Source organism: Bacillus cereus group sp. MYBK227-1 (assembly GCF_051916325.1).
GTDB classification, from domain to species: Bacteria; Bacillota; Bacilli; order Bacillales; family Bacillaceae_G; genus Bacillus_A; species Bacillus_A cereus.
The window spans coordinates 68556-93482 of record NZ_JBQAGK010000009.1 but is presented as its reverse complement, the minus strand read 5'-3'; the positions used below and the strand labels follow the sequence as shown (position 1 = coordinate 93482).

The window sequence follows — 24927 nt, the reverse complement described above, 5'->3', positions numbered from 1 at the left end:
CATTGTCAACGGAAATGAGAATTATTTTCACCCATATGTATTGACAATCAAAAGATAAAGGCTTAATATCATGCTTGCTATTGAAAAATATTCTCAACATATAGGGGGTACATAATGAATTTCATGCGGAAGAAATCGTTTACAGTATTTGTATTTTTACTAGCATTTTCAATGCTTTTAAGCGCTTGTGGAAAATCAAATAACAAAGAAGAATCTACAAAAGAAGATAATAAAAAAGAAGTGGTTACTGTAGAACATGCAATGGGTAAAACAGAAGTTCCTGCTAATCCAAAACGTGTAGTTATCTTAACAAATGAAGGAACTGAAGCTTTACTTGAATTAGGTGTGAAACCAGTTGGTGCTGTAAAGTCTTGGACTGGTGACCCATGGTATCCACATATTAAGGATAAAATGAAAGATGTAAAAGTTGTTGGTGATGAAGGACAAGTTAACGTTGAAACAATCGCTTCTTTAAAACCAGACTTAATTATCGGTAACAAAATGCGCCACGAAAAAGTGTACGAACAATTAAAAGCAATTGCGCCTACTGTGTTCTCAGAAACATTACGTGGTGAATGGAAAGATAACTTCAAATTTTATGCAAAAGCATTAAATAAAGAAAAAGAAGGTCAAAAAGTTGTAGCTGATTACGAATCACGTATGAAAGATTTAAAAGGCAAACTTGGCGATAAAGTAAATCAAGAAATCTCTATGGTTCGTTTCATGCCTGGTGATGTTCGTATTTATCATGGCGATACATTCTCTGGTGTTATTTTAAAAGAACTTGGATTTAAACGTCCTGGAGATCAAAACAAAGATGATTTTGCAGAGCGTAACGTATCTAAAGAGCGTATTTCTGCTATGGATGGTGACGTATTATTCTACTTCACATTCGATAAAGGAAATGAGAAAAAAGGATCTGAACTAGAAAAAGAATATATAAACGATCCTCTATTTAAAAATTTAAATGCCGTAAAGAATGGTAAAGCATACAAAGTCGACGATGTTATTTGGAATACAGCTGGCGGTGTAATTGCTGCTAACCTATTACTAGATGACATCGAAAAACGCTTTGTTAAATAATATTTCCTTAACCAGCTCCCTTCTGTGGAGCTGGTTATTTTTCAATTCACTTAAATGTCACATTATTTCGTTTTGTATTTTTATTCCCAATATGTTATATTGAGAAAGTAAATAGAATATATTTTCTTTATATCAGAATAAATGTTTTAATCTAAATTTTCTGATTAATCACTATTTTATTTTCTTTTAGAATTCAATTATTACATTTGAAAACGCTTATCATCTCGTTTTCAGGGCAAAATACAGTAACGGTCGAAGAAAAATAGAACTTTTTTAGAAATTTTCTTTCTATTTCCATATAATTCTATTGACTTCTAAATATTTTGTAAATTAAAATGATTACATAAATATCCGTTATACAGGATTAGGGGGAAACAAAAATGGATGCAGCTTTAAAATTAGACAAAGCTGGAGAGCAACAATCACCAAAAAAACATCCACCAGGGTTATACTTGTTGTTCTTTACAGAGGCATGGGAAAGATTTAGTTATTACGGAATGCGTGGCTTATTAGTTCTTTATTTAACAACGAGCTTAGTAAGCGGCGGTTTAGGATTTGATAAAGCAGTTGCAGTTCAAATTTACGGTATTTTCACAATGTTAGTATACTTCACACCTATTATTGGTGGTTGGTTAACTGACCATTTCATTACGAAGCGACATGCCATTACTATTGGTGGTATCATCATGGCAATTGGTAACTTTGTATTATTCTCAATGAACACAAAAACTGGACTTTTCTTAGGATTAGGATTATTAGTTATTGGTAACGGATTCTTCAAACCAAATATTTCGACTTTATTAGGTCAATTATATAGCGAAAATGATTCTCGTCGTGATAGTGCCTTCACTATCTTCTACATGGGGATTAACTTAGGAGCTCTTATCGCTCCATTCATTTGCGGTTACTTTGCAGATTATAGATACGGTTTCTTAACAGCTTGTATCGGTATGATTATTGGGCAGCTTGCCTTTAATTTCTTAGCACCTCGTTACTTAGGGTCTATCGGAACAACTGTTGTAGGTAAACAATCTAAAGAAAAAAATGCAAAAGCAATTGAGAAAAAACCTTTAACAACACAAGAGAAAAAACGTACTGCTGCAATTTTAATTTTAACTTGTTTCGTAGTATTCTTCTGGGCAGGATTTGAGCAAGCTGGTAGTTCTTTAACACTTTACACAGATAAGTTCGTCGATCGTACAATTGGTGGATTTACAATTCCAACACCTTGGTTCCAATCTGTAAACCCACTATTCATTATCTTACTAGCATTACCTGTTTCTGCGTTATGGATTAAGCTTTCAAAAACAAAAAATGGCGATTTGAAAATCCCAACAAAAATGGCATTAGGCATGATTTTACTAGGGATTGGATATTTAGTTCTAACTTTAGCTGTTTTAAAAACTGGTAGCGATGAAGGTAACATTACAATGAAAGCAAACTTACTATTCATTGTATTCACTTACATGTTCCACACAATCGGTGAGTTATTCTTATCACCAATCGGATTATCTATGGTAAGTGCAATTGCTCCTGTTAAATTAGCATCATTATTAATGGGTGTATGGTTAGCTGGTACTGGCTTCGCAAACTTATTAGCAGGACAATTAGCTGCTTTCACTCAATCTTTAGGATATTTAGAAGTATTCGCAAGTATCGGTATTATCGTAATTGTACTGGGATTAGTACTTCTTATGTTCTCTAAGAAAATTGCACATATGATGGAATAACAAAAAGACGCTTCTCAATTGAGAAGCGTCTTTTTTATTATTTCTCCTCTAAAGCTGTCACGTCCACATGAACGCTCTCACCAGGATTAGATACATCATACACTTGAGCACTCCCCTTCTGCTCATCACAGCTCTCAATCCATACTGGTACGCCCTCATATGTAACGTCAATTCTACTTGAAGAAGATAAAATTTGTTTCACACGTTTCACATCCATACTACTATCCCTCCTTTTGCTTACTACACTCCTTTCTATTTTTTCTTTTCCTTTTAGAATATATTCCGTAAGGCAGCATGTTGATTGATAGTCATTTCTTCCTCACATGCTAATATTTACTCTCTCACTACCTTTCTGACAAATAAAAAAAGACGTATATTCCATACGTCTTTTTCCATAATATTCAAATTTTAAGAAAATAATGTTTTTACTACCGCACTTACTTTATCATTATGGATTTGATAATACACTTCTAATCCTCGTCTTTCAAAGCGCACTACTTTATTTTGCTTTAACTTCGTTAAATGTTGTGAAACCGTTGATTGCGGAATTTCTAATACTTCCTGTAGTTGTGTTACATTACATGTTCCTCTTTGCATAAGTTCCATTACTAGACGTAGACGAAGTGGGTGAGCTAACGCTCTTAACATTTGTACATCTTCTTCTGAAATACGACATTCGAATTGATTTTGGCTCATAAAGTTCCCCTCATTTTCGTTTTTATTTGCGTTTTTATGTTCTTTTTATTTATTTATATATCTGTTCTTATATTTCCTGTTACGACATAACTTTATCAACCTATAAAGCCGAAAAATTTTTCCATCTTTATCAGCAAAAATTCAGGAAAAAATCCTTGCTGATTTTGAATATTATACTATATGATATAACGAAAAAGCAAAATAATGGCCTACGAATACTTTGCTTGCAAACGTTGTTTTATCAAGCTTTTTGTTATATTTTCACCTCATTGAAACGCACAGTAACGGTATTGTAAAATACCGTCTATAATTGATAACCTATCGTAATGTAGTTGAACTATAATTAACCTCTTTGTTACGCTAAAAGGAATTTTCAGTAAAAAGAGATGATGTGATATTAAAAATTTGTTTCTAATTTTTTATTCGTATTGCAAGCGGTTGGACTGTTGTGCAAAACTTCCTATTTAAATCCACTCACCAATCCTCCCTCACACTAGATCAAATAGGACAGATCAGTTCATATATCAAACTTTATACTCGATATAAAAGATGGCATCTAATATACACTTATAGGAAACATGCCAGCTGAATAAGCAAAATAATATGCAAATAGTTTATACAGCACACTTAAATTCATTTGAGTGTGTTTTTTGTCTACTTTATGAACAAAGCTTTTCTTTTAACACTATTATGGAATAATTATACTTTTTTACGTTGACAATAGTGTTGAAGGAGAATATACTAAGCATGTAAGTTGATTGTGAATAGTTTCACAAATAATGTGAATTTCTTCACATATAATAGATAGGAGTTGTCATTATTATGAGTACTTGGACACAAATTTATGACCCATTAAACAATATTTGGTTATCTGCACTAATCGCAGCACTTCCAATCTTTTGTTTCATCATTTGTTTAATGGGATTCAAAATGAAAAGTTACATGGCTGGTCTTTATAGTGTGATTGTCGCTATTATCCTTGCAATATTTGTTTATAAAATGCCAGCAACAGTAGCTGTAGCATCTGCTGGATTCGGTGTTTTATCTGGATTTTATCCAATTTGTACTATCGTTATCGCCGCAATTTTCCTTTACAAATTAACTGTTAAAACAGAGCAATTCAATATTATTCGCGATAGTATTTCAAGCATTACAAATGATCAACGTTTACAAGTATTATTAATCGCTTATTCTTTCGGTGCTTTCTTAGAAGGTGCAGCTGGTCTAGGGGTTCCAGTTGCTATTACAGCCGCACTACTTGTAGGTATGGGCTTTAATCCATTAAAAGCAGCAGGTATTTGTTTAGTAGCTAATATTGCTGGTGGTGCTATGGGTGCTATGGGTATTCCAGTTACAGTGCCAGCACAATTAACTCAACTTGACGCATTAACTATTGGTCGTCAAACTGTTCTTATTTTACCTTTCATTAGTATTATTTTACCTTTCTTACTTGTTTCAATGGTCGATGGAATTAAAGGTATTAAAGAAACTTGGCAAGGTATTCTTGTAAGTGGTGTTTCTTTCGCTATTACTCAATTCGCTGTGACTTACTTCTTAGGTGCAGAACTTACTAATATTTTCGCAGCAGTTGTAAGTATGATTGCTCTTGCATTATTCTTACGTGTTTGGCAACCAAAATCTTCTACTAAAGAAGAAAAACAAGAAACTAAAGTATCACATACATTCAATCAAATTTTATACGCTTGGTCTCCATTCGTATTCTTAACTGCATTTGTAACAATCTTTAACTTAAAACCGATTAAAGCTTTATTTGCTCCAGATGGTGCGTTAGCAAACTTAGTATTTAACATTCAGTTCCCTGGTCTTCATAATGCTGTTATGAAAACTACACCAATTACAAAAGCTGATACACCTTTCGCAGCTGTTTTCAAATTTGATGTATTCTCTTCTACAACTACTGCGATTGTACTAGCAATTATCGTTTCACTTATCGTTTACCGCGTAAAAGGTAAAATGGTTAAAGAATTAATGATTGAAACAATGAAAGAATTAAAAGCTCCAGTATATACAATTTGTAGCGTTATCGCTTTAGCTTACGTAGAAAACTACTCTGGTATGTCATCTACACTTGGACTTGCATTCTCTTCTACTGGTAATGCATTCCCAGTTCTTTCTCCAATCTTAGGATGGATTGGCGTATTCATTACAGGTTCAGTAGTTTCAAGTGGTTCTTTATTCGCACCACTTCAAGCAGTAACAGCAGACCAGTTAAACATCGTTCCTTCTACACTCGTTGCCTTAAACGTAGTAGGTGGTACAATGGCAAAAATGGTTTCACCACAATCTGTAGCAGTTGCTTGTGCCGCAGTTGGACTAGTTGGTAAAGAATCTGCTCTATTTAAAACAGCAATGAAATACAGTTTAATCTTCTTAGCTGTTATTAGCTTACTTCAATTAAACGCTGTATTTAATATCTTTTAAAAATAAAACACCGATCCAAGTGGATCGGTGTTTTTCACATTACATTTTTTTATTTTTTAATAAAGAAGCTCCAGCAATTTCAGGGTGAGTCATTTCGAATGGATCTAAAATAATATCCAATTCCTCTTCTGTCAGTACACCATGTTCTAAACATAACTCCCTAACAGATTTCCCTGTTTCAATTGCTTCACGTGCAATACGAGATGCTACTTCATAACCAATATGAGGATTAACTGCTGTAATAATTCCAACACTTTTCTCAACATATTGCTTCAGCAATTCTTCATTTGCCGTAATTCCTTCAATACAATATTCACAGAATACACGGAATCCATTATTCATAATACTAATAGATTGAATTAAATTAAATACAAGCACAGGCTCCATTACGTTTAACTCTAATTGTCCTGCTTCTGATGCTAAGCAAATTGTATGATCGTTTCCGATTACTTGGAATGCGACTTGGTTAATCACTTCTGCCATAACTGGATTTACTTTACCTGGCATAATCGATGAACCTGGCTGACGTGCTGGCAATTGAATTTCAGCTAACCCAACACGTGGTCCAGACGCCATAATACGAAGATCGTTTGCAATTTTAGACATGTTCATCATACATACTTTAAGTGCTGCAGATACTTCTGTGTATGCATCTGTATTTTGCGTTGCATCAACTAAATGCTCTGCACCAACAAGTGGGAATCCACTAAACGTTCTTAAATGTTTTACCACTTGTTCAATATACATAGGATTTGCATTCAATCCTGTACCAACAGCTGTCGCCCCCATATTCACTTCATATAAATGCTGACGAGACTGTTTAATTCTTTTTATATCACGCGCAAGCACTCGGCTATACGCTTCAAATTCTTGTCCAAGGCGAATTGGAACTGCATCTTGTAAATGTGTGCGTCCCATTTTAATAACGTGATCAAACTCTTTTGCTTTTTTACGAAAAGCAGAATGAAGTTCTTCCATTGTAATAAGAAGCTTTTCTAACATCATAAGAGTTGCAATATGAATCCCTGTTGGAAACGCATCGTTCGTTGATTGGGCCATGTTCACATGAGTGTTTGGGCTAATTTTCGCATACGCCCCTTTTTCATATCCCATACGTTCTAACGCTCTATTCGCAATTACTTCATTTGTATTCATATTAATAGAAGTTCCGGCTCCGCCTTGAATAGGATCCACGATAAATTGATCATGAAACTTTCCATCAACAATTTCTTGCGCTGCTTCTGCAATTTCATGTCCAATGTCTTTAGCTAAGTAACCAGTATCTATATTCGCAAGCGCCGCCGCTTTTTTCACAATTGCCATTGCTGTAATGAGTGATGGATGAATGCGATATCCTGTAATTGGGAAGTTTTCTACGGCACGTAATGTTTGTACACCATAATAAGCTGCACTTGGTACTTCTTTTTCACCTAAAAAATCTTTTTCTATACGTATATCCTTCGTTGCTATCATTTTTATCACCTATACTTTTTCATTCTAAATCCTTATCCAAAAAATCCGCCCTCTAAAAACACGAGTATCATTCAGAAGAATTTTTCAGTATCCACCTTCACTATATAGCACCTTTTTTGAAAGCGCAAACATTTATTTTTCTGTATATCCTTTTTATTAAAGTTTATAGAAAATCATTCTTCTACTTTCCTTATTTCCACTCGTTTAATTTGATGCATATCCTTTTCAAGGACTTTAAAATAAAAACCGTGTTTCTCAATAATATCTCCTTCAGCAACGATTTGTTTTTGTACCATAATCCAGCCACCAATTGTATCTACATCATCAGCAATTAAATGTATGCCAAGCAAATCATTTACTTCACTAATAAGCACTTTTCCTTCTACGATTTTATAACCTTCACTTATATGCTCTATAGGGGGATTCTCATCTTCATCGTATTCATCTCGAATTTCTCCAACAATTTCTTCTAAAATATCTTCTAGTGTAACAATCCCAGCTGTACCACCATATTCATCATACAATACAGCTAATGGAATGTGTTTTCTTTGCATTTGTAATAGTAAATCATGAATTGGAATATTTTCTAGCACTTCAATAACTGGCCTTGTATATGGCATAATTGAGCACTCCTCATCCCGATTACCATCCATATAACGAATAAATAAATCTTTTACATTAACCATCCCAATAATTTCATCTTTATCTTCACCAAATACAGGATATCTCGTGTACTTTTCTTGCGCGATTACTTTAATATGTGTTTCAAATGGTTCGTCCTCATATAAGCCTACAACTTCCGTACGAGGTACCATAATTTCTTTTGCTACTCTATTATCAAATTCAAAAATATTATTTACATATTTAAATTCCCTTTGGTTAATCTCTCCGCTCTCATAGCTCTCAGATAAAATTAACCTTAATTCTTCTTCTGAATGAGCTACTTCATGTTCAGAAGCTGGATGTAATCCGAATAAACCAGTTACAACCCTCGCTGAACCATTCAAAGCCCAAATAAACGGATACATAACTCGGTAAAAATAAATAAGTGGTTTCGATAACAATAAGCTAACTTGTTCTGCTTTTTGTATAGCAAATGTCTTTGGAGCAAGTTCCCCAATGACAACATGTAAAAATGTAATTACTGCAAAGGCAATAATAAATGAAACTGTACTGGAAATTGCAGGTGAGAATTTTAATTTTAAAAACAACGGCTCGAGTAAATGTTTAATGGTTGGTTCCCCTAACCACCCAAGCCCTAAAGCAGTAATTGTAATACCTAGCTGACAGGCCGATAAATATTCATCTAAATTTGAAGTTACCTTTTTAGCTGCCAGTGCACCTCGTCTTTTTTCGCTAACGAGTTGATCAATACGACTGCTACGTACCTTAATAATTGCAAATTCAACAGCCACAAAAAATGCTGTTAACCCAATAAGAATGACTACCATCAATAATTTTAAAATATCCACATATGCTCTTTAGCTTTCTTAGCTAAAGTTACACCTCCTTTTAAAAAGAAGTTTCACTTTAGTTTCTTCAATTATTGGAAAGCAACTCTATATAAAATCCACCAATTTTCAAACCTCATACAATTCTAAAGGTAAACCATCAGGATCTTGGAAAAAGACGAATTTCTTCCCCGTTATTTCATCAATACGGATCGGTTCCGTCTCAACACCACATTGGTTTAAATGCTTCACAGCTTCTTCTATATTTGTAACAGCAAATGCTAAATGTCTAAGACCGGCTGCTTCTGGAAAACTTTTACGCTCAGGCGGATTTGGAAATGAAAATAATTCGATTTGATACTCTTCTCCTACACATAAATCTAATTTATAAGAATCTCGTTCCTTTCTATATACTTCATTTATCTCTTTAAACCCTAATATCCTAGTATAAAAATCCTTTGACGTCTCATAATTCGAACAAATAATTGCAACGTGATGCACTCTACATATATTCATGCTCTCTCTATTCCTTTCTTTACCAAAGATGCATATTCTCCCTTGAAATGAAAAACATATATAGCAGAATATCTCTTTTAGGGGGCTTACCATGAAATTCATTACTTTTTTCGTCGGACTAATTGTTGTTTTCTTGCTCGCTTATATTGCTAGCAATAATAAGAAGCATATTAAATTTAAACCAATTTTTATCATGCTTATTATACAGTTAATTTCAACCTATTTACTATTAAATACAGAAATCGGCCTCATACTTATTAGAATCATTTCCAGTTTGTTTACCAAGCTACTCGAGTATGCTGCTGATGGAATAAATTTCGTATTTGGTGGTCTTGCAAATAAAGGTGAAATGCCATTTTTCCTTACTGTATTATTACCAATCGTCTTTATTTCTGTTTTAATTGGTATATTACAACATTTCAAAATATTACCATTTTTTATTCGTTGGATCGGGTACTTTCTTAGTAAAATAAATGGTCTTGGTAAATTAGAATCTTACAACGCTATCGCCTCTGCCATTGTCGGCCAATCAGAAGTTTTTATTACAGTGAAAAAACAATTAGCTCAAATTCCAAAACACCGTCTTTATACACTTTGTGCCTCTGCTATGTCAACCGTATCTATGTCTATCGTAGGTGCCTATATGACAATGATTGAACCTAAATATGTAGTAACTGCACTCGTTCTCAATTTATTTAGCGGTTTTATTATCATACTCATCATTAACCCTTACGACGTTAAAGATGACGAAGATATTTTAGAAATCAAAGGTGAAAAACAAAGCTTTTTTGAAATGCTTGGAGAATACATTCTTGATGGTTTTCGTGTAGCCATTGTTGTCGGCGCTATGCTCATCGGATTCGTCGCATTAATTAGTTGTATTAATGACCTGTTCCTCATTATATTCGGTATTACGTTCCAACAATTAATCGGCTATGTATTTGCACCTATCGCATTCCTTATCGGTGTACCCAGTTCTGAAATTGTCGCGGCTGGCAGCATTATGGCAACGAAGCTTGTAACGAATGAATTTGTCGCAATGATGGACCTTAGTAAAATTTCTAATAGCCTTTCTCCCCGTACAGTTGGTATTATTTCTGTTTTCCTTGTATCTTTTGCCAATTTTTCTTCCATTGGTATTATTTCAGGTGCGGTAAAAGGACTAAACGAAGAACAAGGAAACGTTGTTGCGAGGTTTGGCCTTAAATTACTATATGGAGCTACTCTCGTTAGTATTTTATCTGCAATTATCGTAAGCATTATGTTGTAATTAGGTAAAATTTTATCATTTTCTTATCCCTATCTTTTGTATACAATAACGAATAGGTGTCTTATAAATAATCAAGACATCTATTTTTTATACATGTACAATCGCTTTTATTTAGCGTAAAATATTTTTTATGTGTTTGAATACACTTCTAAATGTATACACTTTGATAGTTTTAAAGGAGAAAAAATGATGAAATCCGACACGAACAACAATACGCGAGCCAAAAAAGGACGCTCAAAGAAAAAACGCCTACTTTGGTTCCTTCTTATTCCATTACTAATTGTAGCACTTGGAGCAGGAGGCTACTCCTTCCATATATACAGTAAAGCAAAGTCCGTCTTAAATAATGCTTATGCTGAACTAGGTCGAGGAGATAAGTCCAGTAAACGTGAAAAAGCTGTTAAACCTATGACCGACAATATTTCCGTACTAATTATGGGTGTTGATGAAAGTGATATTAGGGAAAAAGGTTATGGAAAAGCAACTCGAACAGATGCGTTATTACTTGCAACAATTAATAAAAACGATAAATCCGTTAAACTTGTAAGCATTCCACGTGACTCACGCGTCTACATTAAATCACGTGATAAATACGATAAAATCACACATGCGCACGTATTCGGTGGTGTAGACAGCACAATTGATACGGTAGAGAACTTTTTAGATGTTCCAGTTGACTACTATGTAAAATTCAATTTTAAATCCTTTATTAAAATTGTTGATTCTCTTGGTGGTATTACTGTAGACGTTCCAGTTGAGTTCACAGAGCAAAATAGTAAAGATGAAGCAGATGCCATTCATCTAAAAAAAGGACGTCAACATTTAAATGGAGAAGAGGCACTGGCACTAGCTAGAACTCGTCATATCGATAGTGATTATATGCGTGGTCAACGTCAACAGCTTGTATTAGAGGCCATTGCTGAAAAGGCACTATCTCTTAATTCCATTAATAAAATCGGTGGCCTACTAGACGCTGTCGATAAAGATTTAAAAACTAATTTAACTTTTGATGATATGATGACAATTACAAAAAATTCAATGGATTCAAATTTAAAAATGGAAAAAATGCAAGTAGAGGGTACAGATAAATATATAGGTGGTATTTATTATTACGTTCCAAATGAAAAAAGCGTCGATACTATTTCAACTACCCTTCAAAAACATCTCGGTGTTACGAATAAAAATGAACATAAAAAATTATAATAAAAAAGGCTGCTAGATCTTTCTAGACAGCCTTTTTATTATATTTTTCAACATATTTTTCATACACATTGTGACAAGAAGTGACAATTATTACAGCGGTGTAACATTTTTTATGAAAACATTACACACACAGTGAAAATAATAGTATACTAGTACGTACATAATGTTATTTTCATCATTTTTATACAAAAAATGTAATACATATATTTATACATAAATTTCTGGGGGGAAATAAATGAAGCTAAGTAAAATACTGATTGGTTCTGCAATTGCTGGGGGCATATTACTTTGTGTAGGCGGTGTTGGGGGATATCAATATGTATCCAAATTAAATAATCAATTAGATACTACTGCATTACCAAATACTACATTTGAAGGTATTTCTCTCGACGGAAAAAATAAGAAGGATATTCAAGCAATTATTAATCAAAAGGTAACTGAGTTAGATCAAAAATCCCTTACCTACATATTCCAAAACGATAAACAAACTTACACATGGAAAGATTTAGGGATAAATTATAAAGAGAAAGATATTATTGACAAAATCTTCAAAGAACAAGAAGGAAACGTAATGAATCGTTACAAAATGCGTAAGCAAGCTGAAAACGGTGAATTAAAACGTGACTATAAATTAACACCACAATTAAATGCAACAGCTTATGAAACCTTTATAAAAGATAAATATAATGAAACATTAAAAAATCCTGTTAACGCAGAATTAAGTATTGAAGGCTCAACAGTAAATATTAGTCAAAGCCAAAACGGAGAAAAAATTGATAAAGGGAAACTAAGCGGTTTAACAAATGAAGCTATTACTACTGGTAAATCAGATGTTACATTACCAGTTACATTCATAAAACCAGAACGTTCTACAGAAGACATACAGAAAATGGGTATTAAAGAAGTCATTGCTGAATATTCTACTCCAATGGCTGGCCGTAACGGAAATCAATCATTTAACGTAAATAAGTCAGCTAATACTTTAAGTGGGGTTATTGTCGCACCTGATGAAACATTTAGTTTTAACGGTCGCGTTGGCGTAACTGATGCTGCACATGGTTATAAATCTGCAGCAGTATATTCACAAGGTAAAGTAATACAAAGTGCAGGCGGAGGAGTTTGCCAAGTCAGTAGTACATTATACAGTGCAGCTTTAAGGGCAGATTTAGGCATTGTTTCTCGAAGCAATCATTCTATGCCAGTAAATTATTTACCACTTGGGCAAGATGCAGCAGTAGCAGATTATGGTCCAGATTTAAAATTTAAAAATAATACAGGCAATCATATTTATATTCAAGCATTTTCAAATGGAGGTAGTATTACTACACGCATTTTCGGTACAAATACTGGTAAAAATGTTGAAGTTTCTTCTCAAGTAATTAGTAGAGCTAGTGATAAAATCACCGCGGTTACGTATAAAAAAGTAACACAAAACGGGGAAGTAATATCAAATGGACAAATTTCAAAAAGCGTATATAAAAGCGCTCCAAAAGAATAGATAATATCAACCGAATAGCATAAAGAAAAAGGCGTGATTTAATCACGCCTTTTTCTTTTGCAGTAACAGTAAAAAAGTTTCAAGATGGTCTTTCGTTTCTTCTAAAGACCACATACGATTTCCTTGCTTCGCAGCTAATACACACGCCTCTTCCCACGCGTTCTTTTTCTTCATATTTATTAATTCATCACGTAATTTCAAAACAATTTCTTCGTCTTCTTGTTCAATAAACTCTTCCATCACGCTTACTATTTCATCCTCATGAATACTTAACGTACAGTACGATTTAAGAAAGTATTGTAATGTCGTATACATAATGTACTCCCCCTTCTTATTTATCAGATGGATAAGAAGTAATAATCTTAAACCCTAATTCTCCTGACTTATCTCTTGCTAAAACAGTAACAGTTTTTACTAACTTGTCTTTTACACTCATATTTTTCTTTATTACCGTTTTTCCAACAGGAAATGAATGAGTTGTATTTAATACGAGACGAGCCTCTTTAGAATTTTTTAACCAATCTTGAATTTCCTTGTCATGTTGCTTCAAGCTATCTTTTACAGCTTTCGTCGCTGTTTCTTTATCATAGTATGTACTTGCGGCTGACACTTTATCTGTCTTCAAGCGATTCTTCAAATCCTCTTCTGACTTGCCTACATGTCTTTCAATCGTATGACCATTTTTAGGTGGTCCTTCCATTTCATCTAAAATATTATCACTAATTTTTTCTACCGATGTAGCTTGATTCCCTGTCTGTTTCTCTGTTTTTTGTTCTTTTCCTGCACATCCGCTTAAGATCAGCATTAATGCCAATAAACTACTGAAGAAAAGACTACTTATTCGTTTCATCATATCACCTCTTCCATGATTATTATCGCAACTTCACTAAAAGTCAATTTCACAACGAAAAAATCTATCAGTTTTCATTTTTTTTATCTATTTTTCCATATTTACCCCAGCAATTTCATCAACCCTCTATTTTTTGCCTTTTATAATATATACCCCCTATATTTTTCGATTATTTCCCAGATAAAATCACAGATAACATAACTATAAAACTCTTTTATACAAAGGTTTTTATAGTATTTTTAAAAATATCTTAAAATACCCCTATTTTCATATACCAAATACCCATATAAGGTATAAAGATGCCTTCTTATCAACGTTTTTCTACATTATGTAAATTTACCCTTGCCTATACAAACGAAATGTGGTGTAATGCAAAAAAAGATAAAGGATTTTAAACAATGGCTGAAACGATTCAAAATTTCTTAACAGAATACTATTCAATCGCAATTCCACTTAGTATCTTAATTAACATCATCATTAGTCTTTTAGGTTTTATCCCTAGTATTTTTTTAACCGCCATTAATATACAGCTCTTTGGCGTAACAAATGGTACTGTTATTTCGATCGCAGGCGAAGCATTAGGGGCTATTATCTCGTTTTATATTTACCGCATGGGCCTTCAAAAGTTCACTCACGATAAAGTAAATAAATACCCAAAGGTAGAGCGTCTTCTTTATGTAGAAGGTAGAGAGGCCTTTCTACTCGTTCTATCGTTTCGCTTGATACCTTTCATCCCATCAAGTATCGTGACTTTATTTGCGGCTCTAGGTAAGATGTCATTACTCTCCTTCAGTATTGCCAGCACAATAGGGAAAATACCGGCATTGTTAATCGAAGTATATTCTGCCTATCATGTCATGAACGGAACAAATGAAGCAAAGTGGATTGTGACAATTGCAGGTTGTATCGGATTATATTATTTGTGGAAAAAATGGAGAAAAAAATAAAGAAGGAGCATAGGCTCCTTCTTTATTTTTGAGGTATTTTATTAATAGCTATCCTTTAAATCCTTAGTTAATACCAACAGCACTAAATGATTGCTTAACTGCTGCTACTTCCGCAGAAGTCGCACCATATAAATCAGCTGCAGCTTGTACTGCACCAGCACGAGCTTGGCTAAATGTAGTAGATTGCGTGAAATATTGTGTGTTTGCACGGTAATAAATTGCACCTAACTTATCTTTACCAATGCCCGTTACAGTTACACCCGAATGCGTACCACCATTTGCTAATAAATAAGCTTGTTTGTTAATGATACCACTGTTTGTATGAACGCCACCGTTATCACTAGTACCAGTGTAACGCTTAGAATAATGGTCTGGATCACCGTATTTCGCTGGATCACTCATAGAGCGAAGCGCATCTCCTGCTTTACCAGGCGTATAAATATCTTCACCAATCTCCCAATCCGGGTTACGGTTATCATAGAATTCTACTAAAGTACCAAAAATATCAGAAATTGCTTCATTTAGCGCTCCTGATTCATTTTGATAAATTAAGTCCGAGCTATTTTCAGTAACAGCATGCGTTAATTCGTGACCAATTACATCAATTCCACCAGATAATGAAGTGAATGTTATACCATCACCATCTCCGTATACCATTTGTGAGCCATTCCAGAATGCATTATTATACTTACTTCCGTAATGAACTGTCGATTTTAACGGAGCTCCTGCATCATTAATAGAGTTTCTGTTAAATGTAGCTTTATAATAATCATATGTTCTACCTGCATAGTAATGAGCATCTACTGCTGCTGCATCATACGCTGCATTAAAAACATTATCTGCATCTACCCATAAAGTTCCTGGCAATGTAGTACGATTTTTCGCATCATATGTGAAAATTGTTGCCCCGCGCGTATTATCTTGTAAGTAGTAAGATGAACCAGATAACGTTGTATTAAGTGATTTCGTATCTCCTAATACACCTTTACCAGTCCCTACTTTATTGGTTCCTGTTACAGGTTTTACTACTGCTTTCGCATCCTGTTTAGGAGCCTCATGCTTAACTGGTGATTTATCTCCATTTGTTACATGATCCAATTTATTATATTTATTTAATACTTTACCGCTGTCTGCTTCAATGAAATAGTAGTAGTTTCCTGGACTTGGATCTAAGAAGTTTAGATTTACAACGTATGCATATGTTGTTTCTTCACCATTTTGATATACATATAAGTCCGCTTTTGGTTCTACCTCATATTTCGGTGTTACCCCTAAATCTTGTTGCGCGATTTCAATTGCTTTTGCGCCTTCAATCTTATTTTTATTTTTCAACTTTTCCTTTTTGTCTAAATCAGGTGCAACTGTTCCAGACAATACTTTTAAAGAACCGTCTTTACTTACGTGAGCCACTTGAGTAGAACCCCATACAGGCACTCCTTCGTAAACTTGTTGCATACGTACTACTGTTGAATCAGTTATAGCATCTTTCTTCACTTGTTTCACTTTGAAAGAATCTTGCGCACTCTTTTCCCCTAGCTTGTAATCACCTTTTGCTGCATTTAAGTAATCAAACACAACAGATTCCGCTTTCTTACCAGTCGCTCCAGTTAGATCACCAGAAATAAACTCAGGTGACTGTACTGTCTCATTGTACTTCTTCGTAGAGAGTACATTTTTAGAATCCGCAAATGCAGAGCCTGTCCCTCCAAATGTTGTAACTGCCATTCCTGTCGCTAACACTAACGCTAAACTTTTCTTTTTCATGAACCTTCCCCCTAATAAAAATTTTTTTTGAAAAAGAGTAGTTTTATATTAGCATTATGTTTCCACTATTAATATACTAAAAATTCAAATAATTATTTTCTCAAGTTTTGTAGAATTTTGAGGAACAAATATTGAAAAAACCCTTTCCGATTGGAAAGGGTGGAGATTATAAATTAACTTGTTCAACAGTTTTAGCTTGTTGACCAACAATATCAGGTTTACTGCTATATTGATGTATTCCTCCAGCAACTGTAAGAGTCAATATAAACGCCAATACTCCAAATACCATCTTTTTCATGTTTATTCCTCCTTATTATCATTCATTAAATCAATAACTAACCTATAATATCGATTACTTTCTTCAAATCTCGATAAACTGGAAAAATGTTCTGCTAGTTCAACGTATACTTTCTTTAATTCTATTTTATTTCCTGCAGATTTATACAACGGGATAGCCTCATTTTCCAAAAATGCTTTATAATCTTTTGCTTCTTCAAAATATTTATATCTAAGCATTAAAAGCAAATATAATTTTGCATTAAATCTCTCTTCCTGTTTTGCTGCATCAATTCCCTTATCAATTAATGTCCTTGCCTCTTCCAATTCTTCTAATTTAATGCATACTAATGCCATTTCGTATATTGTATCTAAATAGTTTAAATCTATTTGTTTTTGAAGTTGTAGACTATCTAAATAATATTTTTTCGCTTGCTGATATTTACCTTTTTTATAATAGATACTTCCCATATTACTTAAAGTAATAGCTAATAGTACATCCTTATCAGCAAAAGATGTGGCCTCTCTCAATATACTCTCATACATTTTTAAAGCTTCTTCATACTGACCTTTTTCTGTATAACTTACCGCAATAAGGATTTGGCAATTAATTATATTTCTAAACTTATATTCACTACGAAATCCTTCTAATGCCATATTTACAAAATGAATTGCCAGATGATGAATATCTAAATGAGTATATGCAAGCGCTATATTATAATACAAGCCTGTTTCATGATACCCTTGTTCTTTGGCCATTACTTCTGTTTTTAATAAGTAATCTAGCCCATCCTTCCATCTATACTGTAAACAGCACAATAATCCTCTACTATACATATATAACAACTTCTGAAATGGAGAATATTTTTTATATACCTTCTTCAACTTATCTAATTCTTCTTCGAGTGCAGAAATATCCCTTTTCATAATTAAATAACGTGTATACAGCAGTTTATAATAATTTATAATTTCAAAATCCAACACATGCTTCATTTCACCTTGCAACTCTTCATATATACGTTCTACTTGTTGCTTGTCTAAATGAACTAGTGCATTTAACCATTCATCTAGCTTCCCCTTCACATCTTCTTCTACATCTCTCAAATCCGTCACAGCAATTTCTAGTCTTGTGCAGAGCAATTGTAGAATTTCTTCTGATGCTTCGATCTTTCCATTTTCGATCTTACTTAAGTATGAGACAGAACAAATGCCCTGACATAATTCTTCTTGTGTCATTTTTTGCTGGAGCCGTTTATAAAAGACTTGTTTGCCTATTTTTTCTAATGTTTGTTGCATTGTCCTCCTCCATTCTCATTACCCCCATTACTCTAATAATACATAAAATTTGGAGAAATATAAATTGATAAATATAAATTTTCTAAAAAATATGCATAATTTCATTTTTTTCTCTCTTGACTTCACATCAATATCTCTTCTTTGCTACGAATGGTGAAAAATTGGTATACTATAACCAAATTATGGAGGTGTTCTCGCGATGACTCATTATAAAGACGATAGTTATGCCTTACATACAGACCTATATCAAATCAACATGGCTTATACATATTGGAAAGATGGTATTCATAATCGCCGTTCTGTTTTTGATTTATATTTTCGAAAGCTTCCATTTGAGAACGGCTACGCTGTTTTTGCTGGCCTTGAGAAAATTGTAGAGTACATAGAAAATTTCAGTTTTACTGAAAGCGATATCGCTTACTTAGCAGAATTACAATTCGAAGAAGAATTCCTTCATTATTTACAAAATATGAAATTCACTGGGACGATTCGCAGTATGCAAGAAGGTGAAGTTGTATTTAATAACGAGCCTTTATTACGTGTTGATGCACCACTTGGTGAAGCACAAATTATTGAGACTGCCCTCTTAAATATTGTGAATTACCAAACATTAATTGCCACAAAAGCAGCACGTATGAAACATGCTGCAAGTAATGATGAGCTTTTAGAGTTCGGCACAAGACGTGCCCATGAGTTCGATGCTGCCCTTTGGGGGACGCGTGCTGCCTTTATTGGTGGTTTCTCCTCTACAAGCAACGTTCGTGCTGGGAAACGCTTTGGGATTCCTGTAGCTGGCACACACGCTCACTCTTTCGTTCAAGCATATCGCGATGAATACGTCGCGTTTAAAAAATACGCTGAAACTCATAAAAAGTGCGTCTTTCTCGTTGATACATATGACACATTGAAATCTGGTGTTCCAAATGCGATTCGTGTTGCAAAAGAATTTGGGGATCGTATTGATTTCTATGGCATACGTCTTGATAGTGGTGATATGGCTTATTTATCGAAAAAGGCACGAAAACTACTAGATGAAGCAGGGTTTACAAATACAAAAATTATCGCTTCTAGCGATTTAGATGAATACACAATTATGCACCTTAAATCTCAAGGAGCAAAAATTGACGTATGGGGCGTTGGAACGAAATTAATTACGTCCTTTGAGCAACCTGCATTGGGGGCTGTTTACAAACTCGTTGCGATTGAAGATACTGACGGAAAATTAAATGATACAATTAAAATTTCATCTAACCCTGAAAAAATTACCACTCCAGGACTGAAACGAATTTATCGTATTATCAATCGGGTTAACGATCATGCAGAAGGCGATTATATTGCGTTAGATTCTGAAGAACCAGGAAAAGAAGAGCGCTTAAAAATGTTCCATCCAGTTCACACATATATAAGTAAATTCGTAACAAACTTTGAAGCCCGTGAACTGCATAAAGACATTTTCGTTAACGGTGAAAGAACATATGAACTACCAAGTATATTAGATATTCAAAAATATAATGAACAGAGCCTCTCTCTATTTTGGGAAGAATATATGCGAACTTTAAACCCTGAAGAATACCCTGTCGATTTAAGCCAAGAGTGCTGGGATCATAAAATGAATTACATTCAAACAGTTCGAGAACAAGTTGAAAAAAACATACAAAAGTAAACAGAGAAGTTTCCCCTTCTCTGTTTTTTCAATACTATATGGATATTTGTAAAAAATATATTAAAATAATAAGACGAATGTATCTTATTTGTAAATTTTAATATTATACTATTTTAAAGTAAAATAATATTTGATATTATTTTATTGAGTCAATTTCAACAAAATCACCAATAAAAAAGAGGACGCGGTTCGCGTCCTCTTTTTTATAAATCTTTCACTCGTAATACACGCATTGCATTTAACACTGCAAGTAGTGTCACACCAACATCTGAGAAAACAGCTTCCCACATTGTTGCAATACCAAAGGCACCAAGTAATAAAACGATCCCTTTTACACCTAGAGCAAAGATGATATTTTGCCACACTATACTTCTTGTGCGTTTTGCAATTTTTACAGCTTTCGCAATTTTTGAAGGCTCATCAGTCATAATAACGATGTCTGCCGCTTCAATTGCTGCATCTGACCCTAAACCACCCATCGCAATACCAACGTCTGCACGGGCTAATACTGGTGTATCGTTAATACCGTCACCAACGAAGGCAATTTTTTCTTTTCCGTGCTTCGCTGCATCAATTTTTTCAATCTCTTCTACTTTTTGTTGCGGTAGTAATTCCGCATGAACTTCATCTAAGCCTAATTCTTTACCAACAGCTTCACCAACTGGTTTTGCATCACCAGTTAACATTACTGTCTTTTTAATACCTAGTTCTTTTAACTTTTGAATCGCTTGTTTCGAATCCTCTTTTACCTCATCAGAGATAACAATATAACCTGCATATCTTCCATCTACAGCAACGTGAACTAATGTACCTACTGTTTCTGGTTGCTTAAATTCAATATTTTCTTTTCTCATTAATTTTGCATTACCTGCAAAAATTTCGTTTCCTTGTACTTTTACGACTGTACCGTGACCAGAAATTTCGTTATAATCATCGATTATTTTTTCATCAATTGATTTTCCATATGCCTTTCGAATAGATTGGGCAATTGGATGGTTAGAATATACTTCAGCAAATGCCGCATACTCTAATAACTCTTCACTTGTAGTACCTTCGCTCGGTTCCATTTTTGTAACTTTGAAAACACCTTTTGTTAATGTTCCTGTTTTGTCAAAAACAATATATTTCACATCATTTAAAGCTTCTAAATAGTTACTACCTTTTACTAACACACCACTTTTAGATGCACCACCAATACCTCCAAAGAATCCAAGAGGAATGGATACAACTAACGCACATGGACAAGAGATTACTAAGAACACTAAAGCTCTATAAATCCACTCAGAGAATGTAGCTCCTTCTAAAATAAGTGGTGGAATAAACGCCATGATTGCCGCTGTAATAACTACAACTGGAGTGTAGTAACGTGCAAACTTCGTAATAAAGTTTTCCGTTGGTGCTTTTTTACTGCTTGCATTTTGAACTAAATCTAAAATTTTCGATACAGTTGATTCACCGAATTCTTTTGTAACTTCAATTGTCAACACACCGTTTTGGTTCACAAAGCCACTTAATACATCATTTCCAACTTCAACTTCACGTGGTACAGATTCACCTGTTAATGCTGAAGTATCTACCATTGATGTTCCTTCAATTACTTTTCCGTCTAACGGCACTTTCTCACCTGGCTTAACGATAATATAATCGCCAATTTGTACATCTTCTGGTGATACTTGTTTCGTTTCATTTCCAACCTTTACATTCGCATAATCAGGACGAATATCCATTAATGAAGTAATTGATTTTCGAGAGCGGTTTACCGCAATGCTTTGGAATAGTTCTCCTACTTGATAAAATAGCATTACTGCTACAGCTTCTGAGTATTGTTGAATTGCAAAAGCTCCTACAGTTGCAATTGCCATTAAGAAGTTTTCATCAAATACTTGGCCACGAGTTATGTTTCTTACCGCTCTCCAAACGATATCTCCACCTATTAATAAATAAGCAAGGACGAATAACGGAATTGTTACCATTTGTGGTAAGCCCGCTAATGCAGCAATTGCTGTCAAAATTCCGCCGACCACTAATCTCCCTACCATCTTTTTCACATTTGCTTCACCATGATCATGACTATGCCCGTGGTCATGACCGTTCTTCTCTTCACGAACAACTTTCACGTCTGGCTCTAACTTTTGAACGACATTTGTTATATTTGCTACAGTCGCTTCTAGTTCTCTTTTATTCGCAACTTCTACTCGTAGTTTCTTCGATACGAAATCAACAGTTGCTTCTGAGACAGCTGGCATTTCCTTAACTTTATTTTCAATTTTCATTGCACAGTTCGCGCAATCTAAACCTTCTAATATAAATACTTCTTTAGCAATTTTATTTTTTTGTTCTTCTTGCACTTTAATATGCGGTTCTAATTTTGTAACGAGTTGTTTTGCTTCCGTAACAACTTCGTTTTCTTTATTTTGTGCCGTTTCTAAAATCATTGTCTTTGTTGCAAAGTTTACAGAGCAAGAATTTACTCCTTCTATATTCCCAACACCTTTTTCAATTTTCATTGCACAATTCGCACAATCTAAACCTTCTAACATCAGTTTCTTTTTCACTAACGCTTCAGCCATCGTTCTCCCTCCTCGCGTTCTTTTTATTCTTCTTCGTTTACGTGTTCAAACGCTTGCTCGAAGATATGAATTACGTGCTGGTCAGCTAACGAATAATAAACAACCTTTCCTTCTTTACGATTCTTCACAAGTTTCGCTTGCTTCAACACACGAAGCTGATGCGAAATAGATGATTGTGTCATTCCTAATAAATAAGCTAAATCACAAACGCACATTTCAGCTTCAAATAGCGCATGTAATATTCTCGTACGTGTACGGTCACCTAATACTTTAAATAGTTCTGCTACTTTACTTAAACTTTCATCAGTTGGAATTGTTTGTTTTACTTGCTCTACAACTTCTTCATGAATTATCGTTTGAGAACATGTCTCTTGTGGTGTTTCTACTTTATTTCCAGCCATTATAGCTCACCTCTTTAATTGAACATATGAGCAATCATTCATATATCTTATACTCTTATTATATGAGCGCCTACTCATATGTGTCAATGAAATCTGAATTTTTTTATGAACATTCCGTTCACATTTTAATAAGTCGTATACATATTTTCCGCACCCTCTATATTCTCATACAAAAAAGGATGCACAATTCGCACACCCTTTTTCATATTCCGACATAAAAATTCAACAAAGTAATATACATTCCCTTTATTTCAACAAAAGAAAAAGCCTTGCGCGCTCCCTAGACGCACAAGGCTTACTATACTTATATCCCTTTTAATTAGCTTGTTCTAAATTATCCTGCGAACTTCCATCGTCTTTTAAATGACTATGTTTTTTCGAATAAACAAAGTATACAACTACTCCAATTGCTAACCAAGCACCGAAGTACATCCATGTTTTTAATGGTAGATTTACCATTAAGAATAGACAACATGCAATCGAAATAATCGGCAAGATCGGTACAAGTGGTACCATAAATCCACGTTGTAATTTTGGATGTGTTTTACGAAGAATAATAACTGACACACCAACCATCGCAAATGTTAACAACGCTCCAATATTCGCTAAATTCGACAATTCTTTTAAATCGATAAATCCAGCAATTAAAGCACTACCAATTCCTGTTAACCAAACTGTAAATGTTGGCGCTTCTGTCTTTTTATTAATTTTCGCGAAAGATTCTGGCAATAAACCGTCACGGCTCATCGCAAAGAATACACGTGTCGTTGCATAAATGTAAGCAAAAATTACTGCCATAATACCAATTACAGCTCCAATTGCGATTACACCTGCTACTTTATCTTGTCCTACAACTTCTAACACATATGCCATAGCTTCTGGTACATCTAATTCTTTATAAGAAACCATACCCGTCATAACGAGACAAACTACAACATAAATGATTGTACAAATGACTAACGAAGCGATAATACCAATCGGTAGATCACGTTGCGGATTTTTTACCTCTTCAGCAGAAGTTGCTAATGCATCAAATCCTAAGAAAGCAAAGAATACTGCTGCTCCCCCCGCGAAAACTCCACTTAAACCGTACGGTGCAAATGGTATCCAGTTTTCTGGTTTCACGTAGAATACACCAACTGCAATGAATAAAACAACGATACCAATTTTAATTAATACCATTATGTTATTCACGCGTTTACTTTCTTTCGTACCTCTTGATAATAACCAAGTTATAACTAATGTAACGATAACTGCTGGTAAATTCACCATACCACCTTGAGACGGAATCGTTAGCAGTGCTTTTGGAATTTCAAGCCCTAATCCACTCACTAAGTTATGGAAGTAACCAGTCCATCCGCCAGCTACTGCGGCAGTCGTTACAACATATACGGATAGTAATGTCCATCCCATTAAATGAGCTACAAACTCACCAATTGTTGCATATGAGTATGTGTACACACTACCTGAAACAGGAAGTGTAGAAGCAACCTCTGCGTAACATAATGCTGCAAATCCACAAACGATGGCTGCAATCATGAATGAAAAAATAACTGCTGGACCAGCATCTCTTGCTGCTACTAATCCAGTTAATACTAGAACTCCTGTACCAATTATCGCACCAATCCCTAGCATTGTTAGGTCAAATGCCCCTAGCGTTTTCGTCAAAGTTTTACTTTTACTTTCCCCTAACAATTGCGTAACGGATTTCTTTTTAAATAGGTTGGCCACGATGTATGCCCCCTTTTGCCAAGAAGAGCTAAGAGATCTTCACTCTTAGCTCTTATCATGTTGTTTT

General features: G+C 34.4%; 21 protein-coding genes. 8 read left to right on the top strand and 13 right to left on the bottom strand.

Annotation, left to right across the window (positions count from 1 at the left end; all coding sequences use genetic code 11):
• Positions 1 to 114 precede the first annotated feature (114 nt).
• Positions 115 to 1083, top strand: a complete 969-nt coding sequence (locus ACTFRM_RS26790; protein ID WP_001010276.1) for an ABC transporter substrate-binding protein — start codon at positions 115 to 117, stop codon at positions 1081 to 1083.
• A 380-nt stretch (positions 1084 to 1463) separates the two neighbouring features.
• Positions 1464 to 2813 (top strand): peptide MFS transporter, encoded by a 1350-nt coding sequence (locus ACTFRM_RS26785; RefSeq protein ID WP_000338314.1) that lies wholly within the window; start codon positions 1464 to 1466, stop codon positions 2811 to 2813.
• A 37-nt stretch (positions 2814 to 2850) separates the two neighbouring features.
• Here the strand turns inward: ACTFRM_RS26785 and ACTFRM_RS26780 are convergent, their stop codons facing one another.
• Together ACTFRM_RS26780 and ACTFRM_RS26775 are read right to left on the bottom strand one after the other, a co-directional pair.
• Entirely contained in the window at positions 2851 to 3030 is a 180-nt protein-coding gene (locus tag ACTFRM_RS26780; RefSeq protein WP_000382679.1) for an acid-soluble spore protein H, read from the bottom strand.
• 191 nt (positions 3031 to 3221) lie between these two features.
• The gene (locus ACTFRM_RS26775; protein ID WP_000081428.1) at positions 3222 to 3509 is read right to left on the bottom strand and encodes an ArsR/SmtB family transcription factor; all 288 of its coding nucleotides are present in this window, start codon (positions 3507 to 3509) and stop codon (positions 3222 to 3224) included.
• A gap of 822 nt (positions 3510 to 4331) precedes the next feature.
• On the opposite strand from ACTFRM_RS26775, the gene ACTFRM_RS26770 reads away from it, so the two are divergent.
• A complete protein-coding gene (locus tag ACTFRM_RS26770; RefSeq protein ID WP_000109096.1) occupies positions 4332 to 5951 on the top strand; it encodes an L-lactate permease in 1620 nt (539 codons plus the stop codon).
• Positions 5952 to 5990: 39 nt separating this feature from the next.
• Here the strand turns inward: ACTFRM_RS26770 and aspA are convergent, their stop codons facing one another.
• The 3 genes from aspA to gloA2 all read right to left on the bottom strand — a co-directional run bounded on the left by aspA (position 5991) and on the right by gloA2 (position 9391).
• On the bottom strand, positions 5991 to 7424 hold the full coding sequence (gene aspA, locus ACTFRM_RS26765; RefSeq protein WP_257115845.1) for an aspartate ammonia-lyase: 1434 nt from the start codon (positions 7422 to 7424) through the stop codon (positions 5991 to 5993).
• Positions 7425 to 7597: 173 nt separating this feature from the next.
• Positions 7598 to 8896, bottom strand: coding sequence for a hemolysin family protein (locus ACTFRM_RS26760; RefSeq protein WP_000353313.1), 1299 nt, complete (start codon positions 8894 to 8896; stop codon positions 7598 to 7600).
• A 108-nt stretch (positions 8897 to 9004) separates the two neighbouring features.
• Entirely contained in the window at positions 9005 to 9391 is a 387-nt protein-coding gene (gloA2, locus tag ACTFRM_RS26755; protein WP_001017675.1) for an SMU1112c/YaeR family gloxylase I-like metalloprotein, read from the bottom strand.
• A gap of 91 nt (positions 9392 to 9482) precedes the next feature.
• Between gloA2 and ACTFRM_RS26750 the strand changes: the two genes are divergently transcribed.
• From ACTFRM_RS26750 to ACTFRM_RS26740, 3 genes are all read left to right on the top strand, one after another.
• Positions 9483 to 10661: a NupC/NupG family nucleoside CNT transporter gene (locus ACTFRM_RS26750; protein ID WP_440043785.1), complete on the top strand. Its 1179-nt coding sequence runs from the start codon at positions 9483 to 9485 to the stop codon at positions 10659 to 10661.
• A gap of 186 nt (positions 10662 to 10847) precedes the next feature.
• Positions 10848 to 11864 carry an LCP family protein gene (locus ACTFRM_RS26745; protein ID WP_002163841.1) on the top strand — a complete coding sequence of 339 codons (1017 nt, stop codon included), beginning with the start codon at positions 10848 to 10850 and terminating at the stop codon, positions 11862 to 11864.
• A 235-nt stretch (positions 11865 to 12099) separates the two neighbouring features.
• Positions 12100 to 13362: a VanW family protein gene (locus ACTFRM_RS26740; protein ID WP_440043784.1), complete on the top strand. Its 1263-nt coding sequence runs from the start codon at positions 12100 to 12102 to the stop codon at positions 13360 to 13362.
• A 42-nt stretch (positions 13363 to 13404) separates the two neighbouring features.
• Here ACTFRM_RS26740 and ACTFRM_RS26735 read toward each other — a convergent pair whose 3' ends face one another.
• Complete coding sequence (locus ACTFRM_RS26735; protein ID WP_000288803.1) at positions 13405 to 13677, bottom strand: hypothetical protein; 273 nt, start codon at positions 13675 to 13677, stop codon at positions 13405 to 13407.
• A gap of 16 nt (positions 13678 to 13693) precedes the next feature.
• On the bottom strand, positions 13694 to 14212 hold the full coding sequence (locus tag ACTFRM_RS26730; RefSeq protein WP_000822694.1) for an RNase A-like domain-containing lipoprotein: 519 nt from the start codon (positions 14210 to 14212) through the stop codon (positions 13694 to 13696).
• 398 nt (positions 14213 to 14610) lie between these two features.
• Here ACTFRM_RS26730 and ACTFRM_RS26725 point away from each other — a divergent pair, with 398 nt between their 5' ends.
• Positions 14611 to 15159 (top strand): TVP38/TMEM64 family protein, encoded by a 549-nt coding sequence (locus tag ACTFRM_RS26725; protein ID WP_000852222.1) that lies wholly within the window; start codon positions 14611 to 14613, stop codon positions 15157 to 15159.
• A 63-nt stretch (positions 15160 to 15222) separates the two neighbouring features.
• On the opposite strand, the gene ACTFRM_RS26720 is transcribed toward ACTFRM_RS26725, so the two are convergent.
• The 3 genes from ACTFRM_RS26720 to ACTFRM_RS26710 all read right to left on the bottom strand — a co-directional run bounded on the left by ACTFRM_RS26720 (position 15223) and on the right by ACTFRM_RS26710 (position 18495).
• On the bottom strand, positions 15223 to 16923 hold the full coding sequence (locus tag ACTFRM_RS26720) for a M4 family metallopeptidase (protein WP_440043783.1): 1701 nt from the start codon (positions 16921 to 16923) through the stop codon (positions 15223 to 15225).
• A 166-nt stretch (positions 16924 to 17089) separates the two neighbouring features.
• The gene (gene nprX, locus ACTFRM_RS26715) at positions 17090 to 17221 is read right to left on the bottom strand and encodes a quorum-signaling peptide NprX (RefSeq protein WP_000738910.1); all 132 of its coding nucleotides are present in this window, start codon (positions 17219 to 17221) and stop codon (positions 17090 to 17092) included.
• Positions 17222 to 17223: 2 nt separating this feature from the next.
• A complete protein-coding gene (locus tag ACTFRM_RS26710; RefSeq protein ID WP_001187961.1) occupies positions 17224 to 18495 on the bottom strand; it encodes a tetratricopeptide repeat protein in 1272 nt (423 codons plus the stop codon).
• Positions 18496 to 18694: 199 nt separating this feature from the next.
• Here ACTFRM_RS26710 and ACTFRM_RS26705 point away from each other — a divergent pair, with 199 nt between their 5' ends.
• Entirely contained in the window at positions 18695 to 20158 is a 1464-nt protein-coding gene (locus ACTFRM_RS26705; protein WP_000150184.1) for a nicotinate phosphoribosyltransferase, read from the top strand.
• A gap of 203 nt (positions 20159 to 20361) precedes the next feature.
• On the opposite strand, the gene ACTFRM_RS26700 is transcribed toward ACTFRM_RS26705, so the two are convergent.
• From ACTFRM_RS26700 to ACTFRM_RS26690, 3 genes are all read right to left on the bottom strand, one after another.
• On the bottom strand, positions 20362 to 22728 hold the full coding sequence (locus ACTFRM_RS26700; protein ID WP_440043782.1) for a heavy metal translocating P-type ATPase: 2367 nt from the start codon (positions 22726 to 22728) through the stop codon (positions 20362 to 20364).
• A gap of 23 nt (positions 22729 to 22751) precedes the next feature.
• The gene (locus ACTFRM_RS26695; RefSeq protein ID WP_000918378.1) at positions 22752 to 23129 is read right to left on the bottom strand and encodes an ArsR/SmtB family transcription factor; all 378 of its coding nucleotides are present in this window, start codon (positions 23127 to 23129) and stop codon (positions 22752 to 22754) included.
• Positions 23130 to 23444: 315 nt separating this feature from the next.
• Positions 23445 to 24860 carry an amino acid permease gene (locus ACTFRM_RS26690; RefSeq protein ID WP_001284893.1) on the bottom strand — a complete coding sequence of 472 codons (1416 nt, stop codon included), beginning with the start codon at positions 24858 to 24860 and terminating at the stop codon, positions 23445 to 23447.
• Between the last annotated feature and the right edge of the window lie 67 nt (positions 24861 to 24927).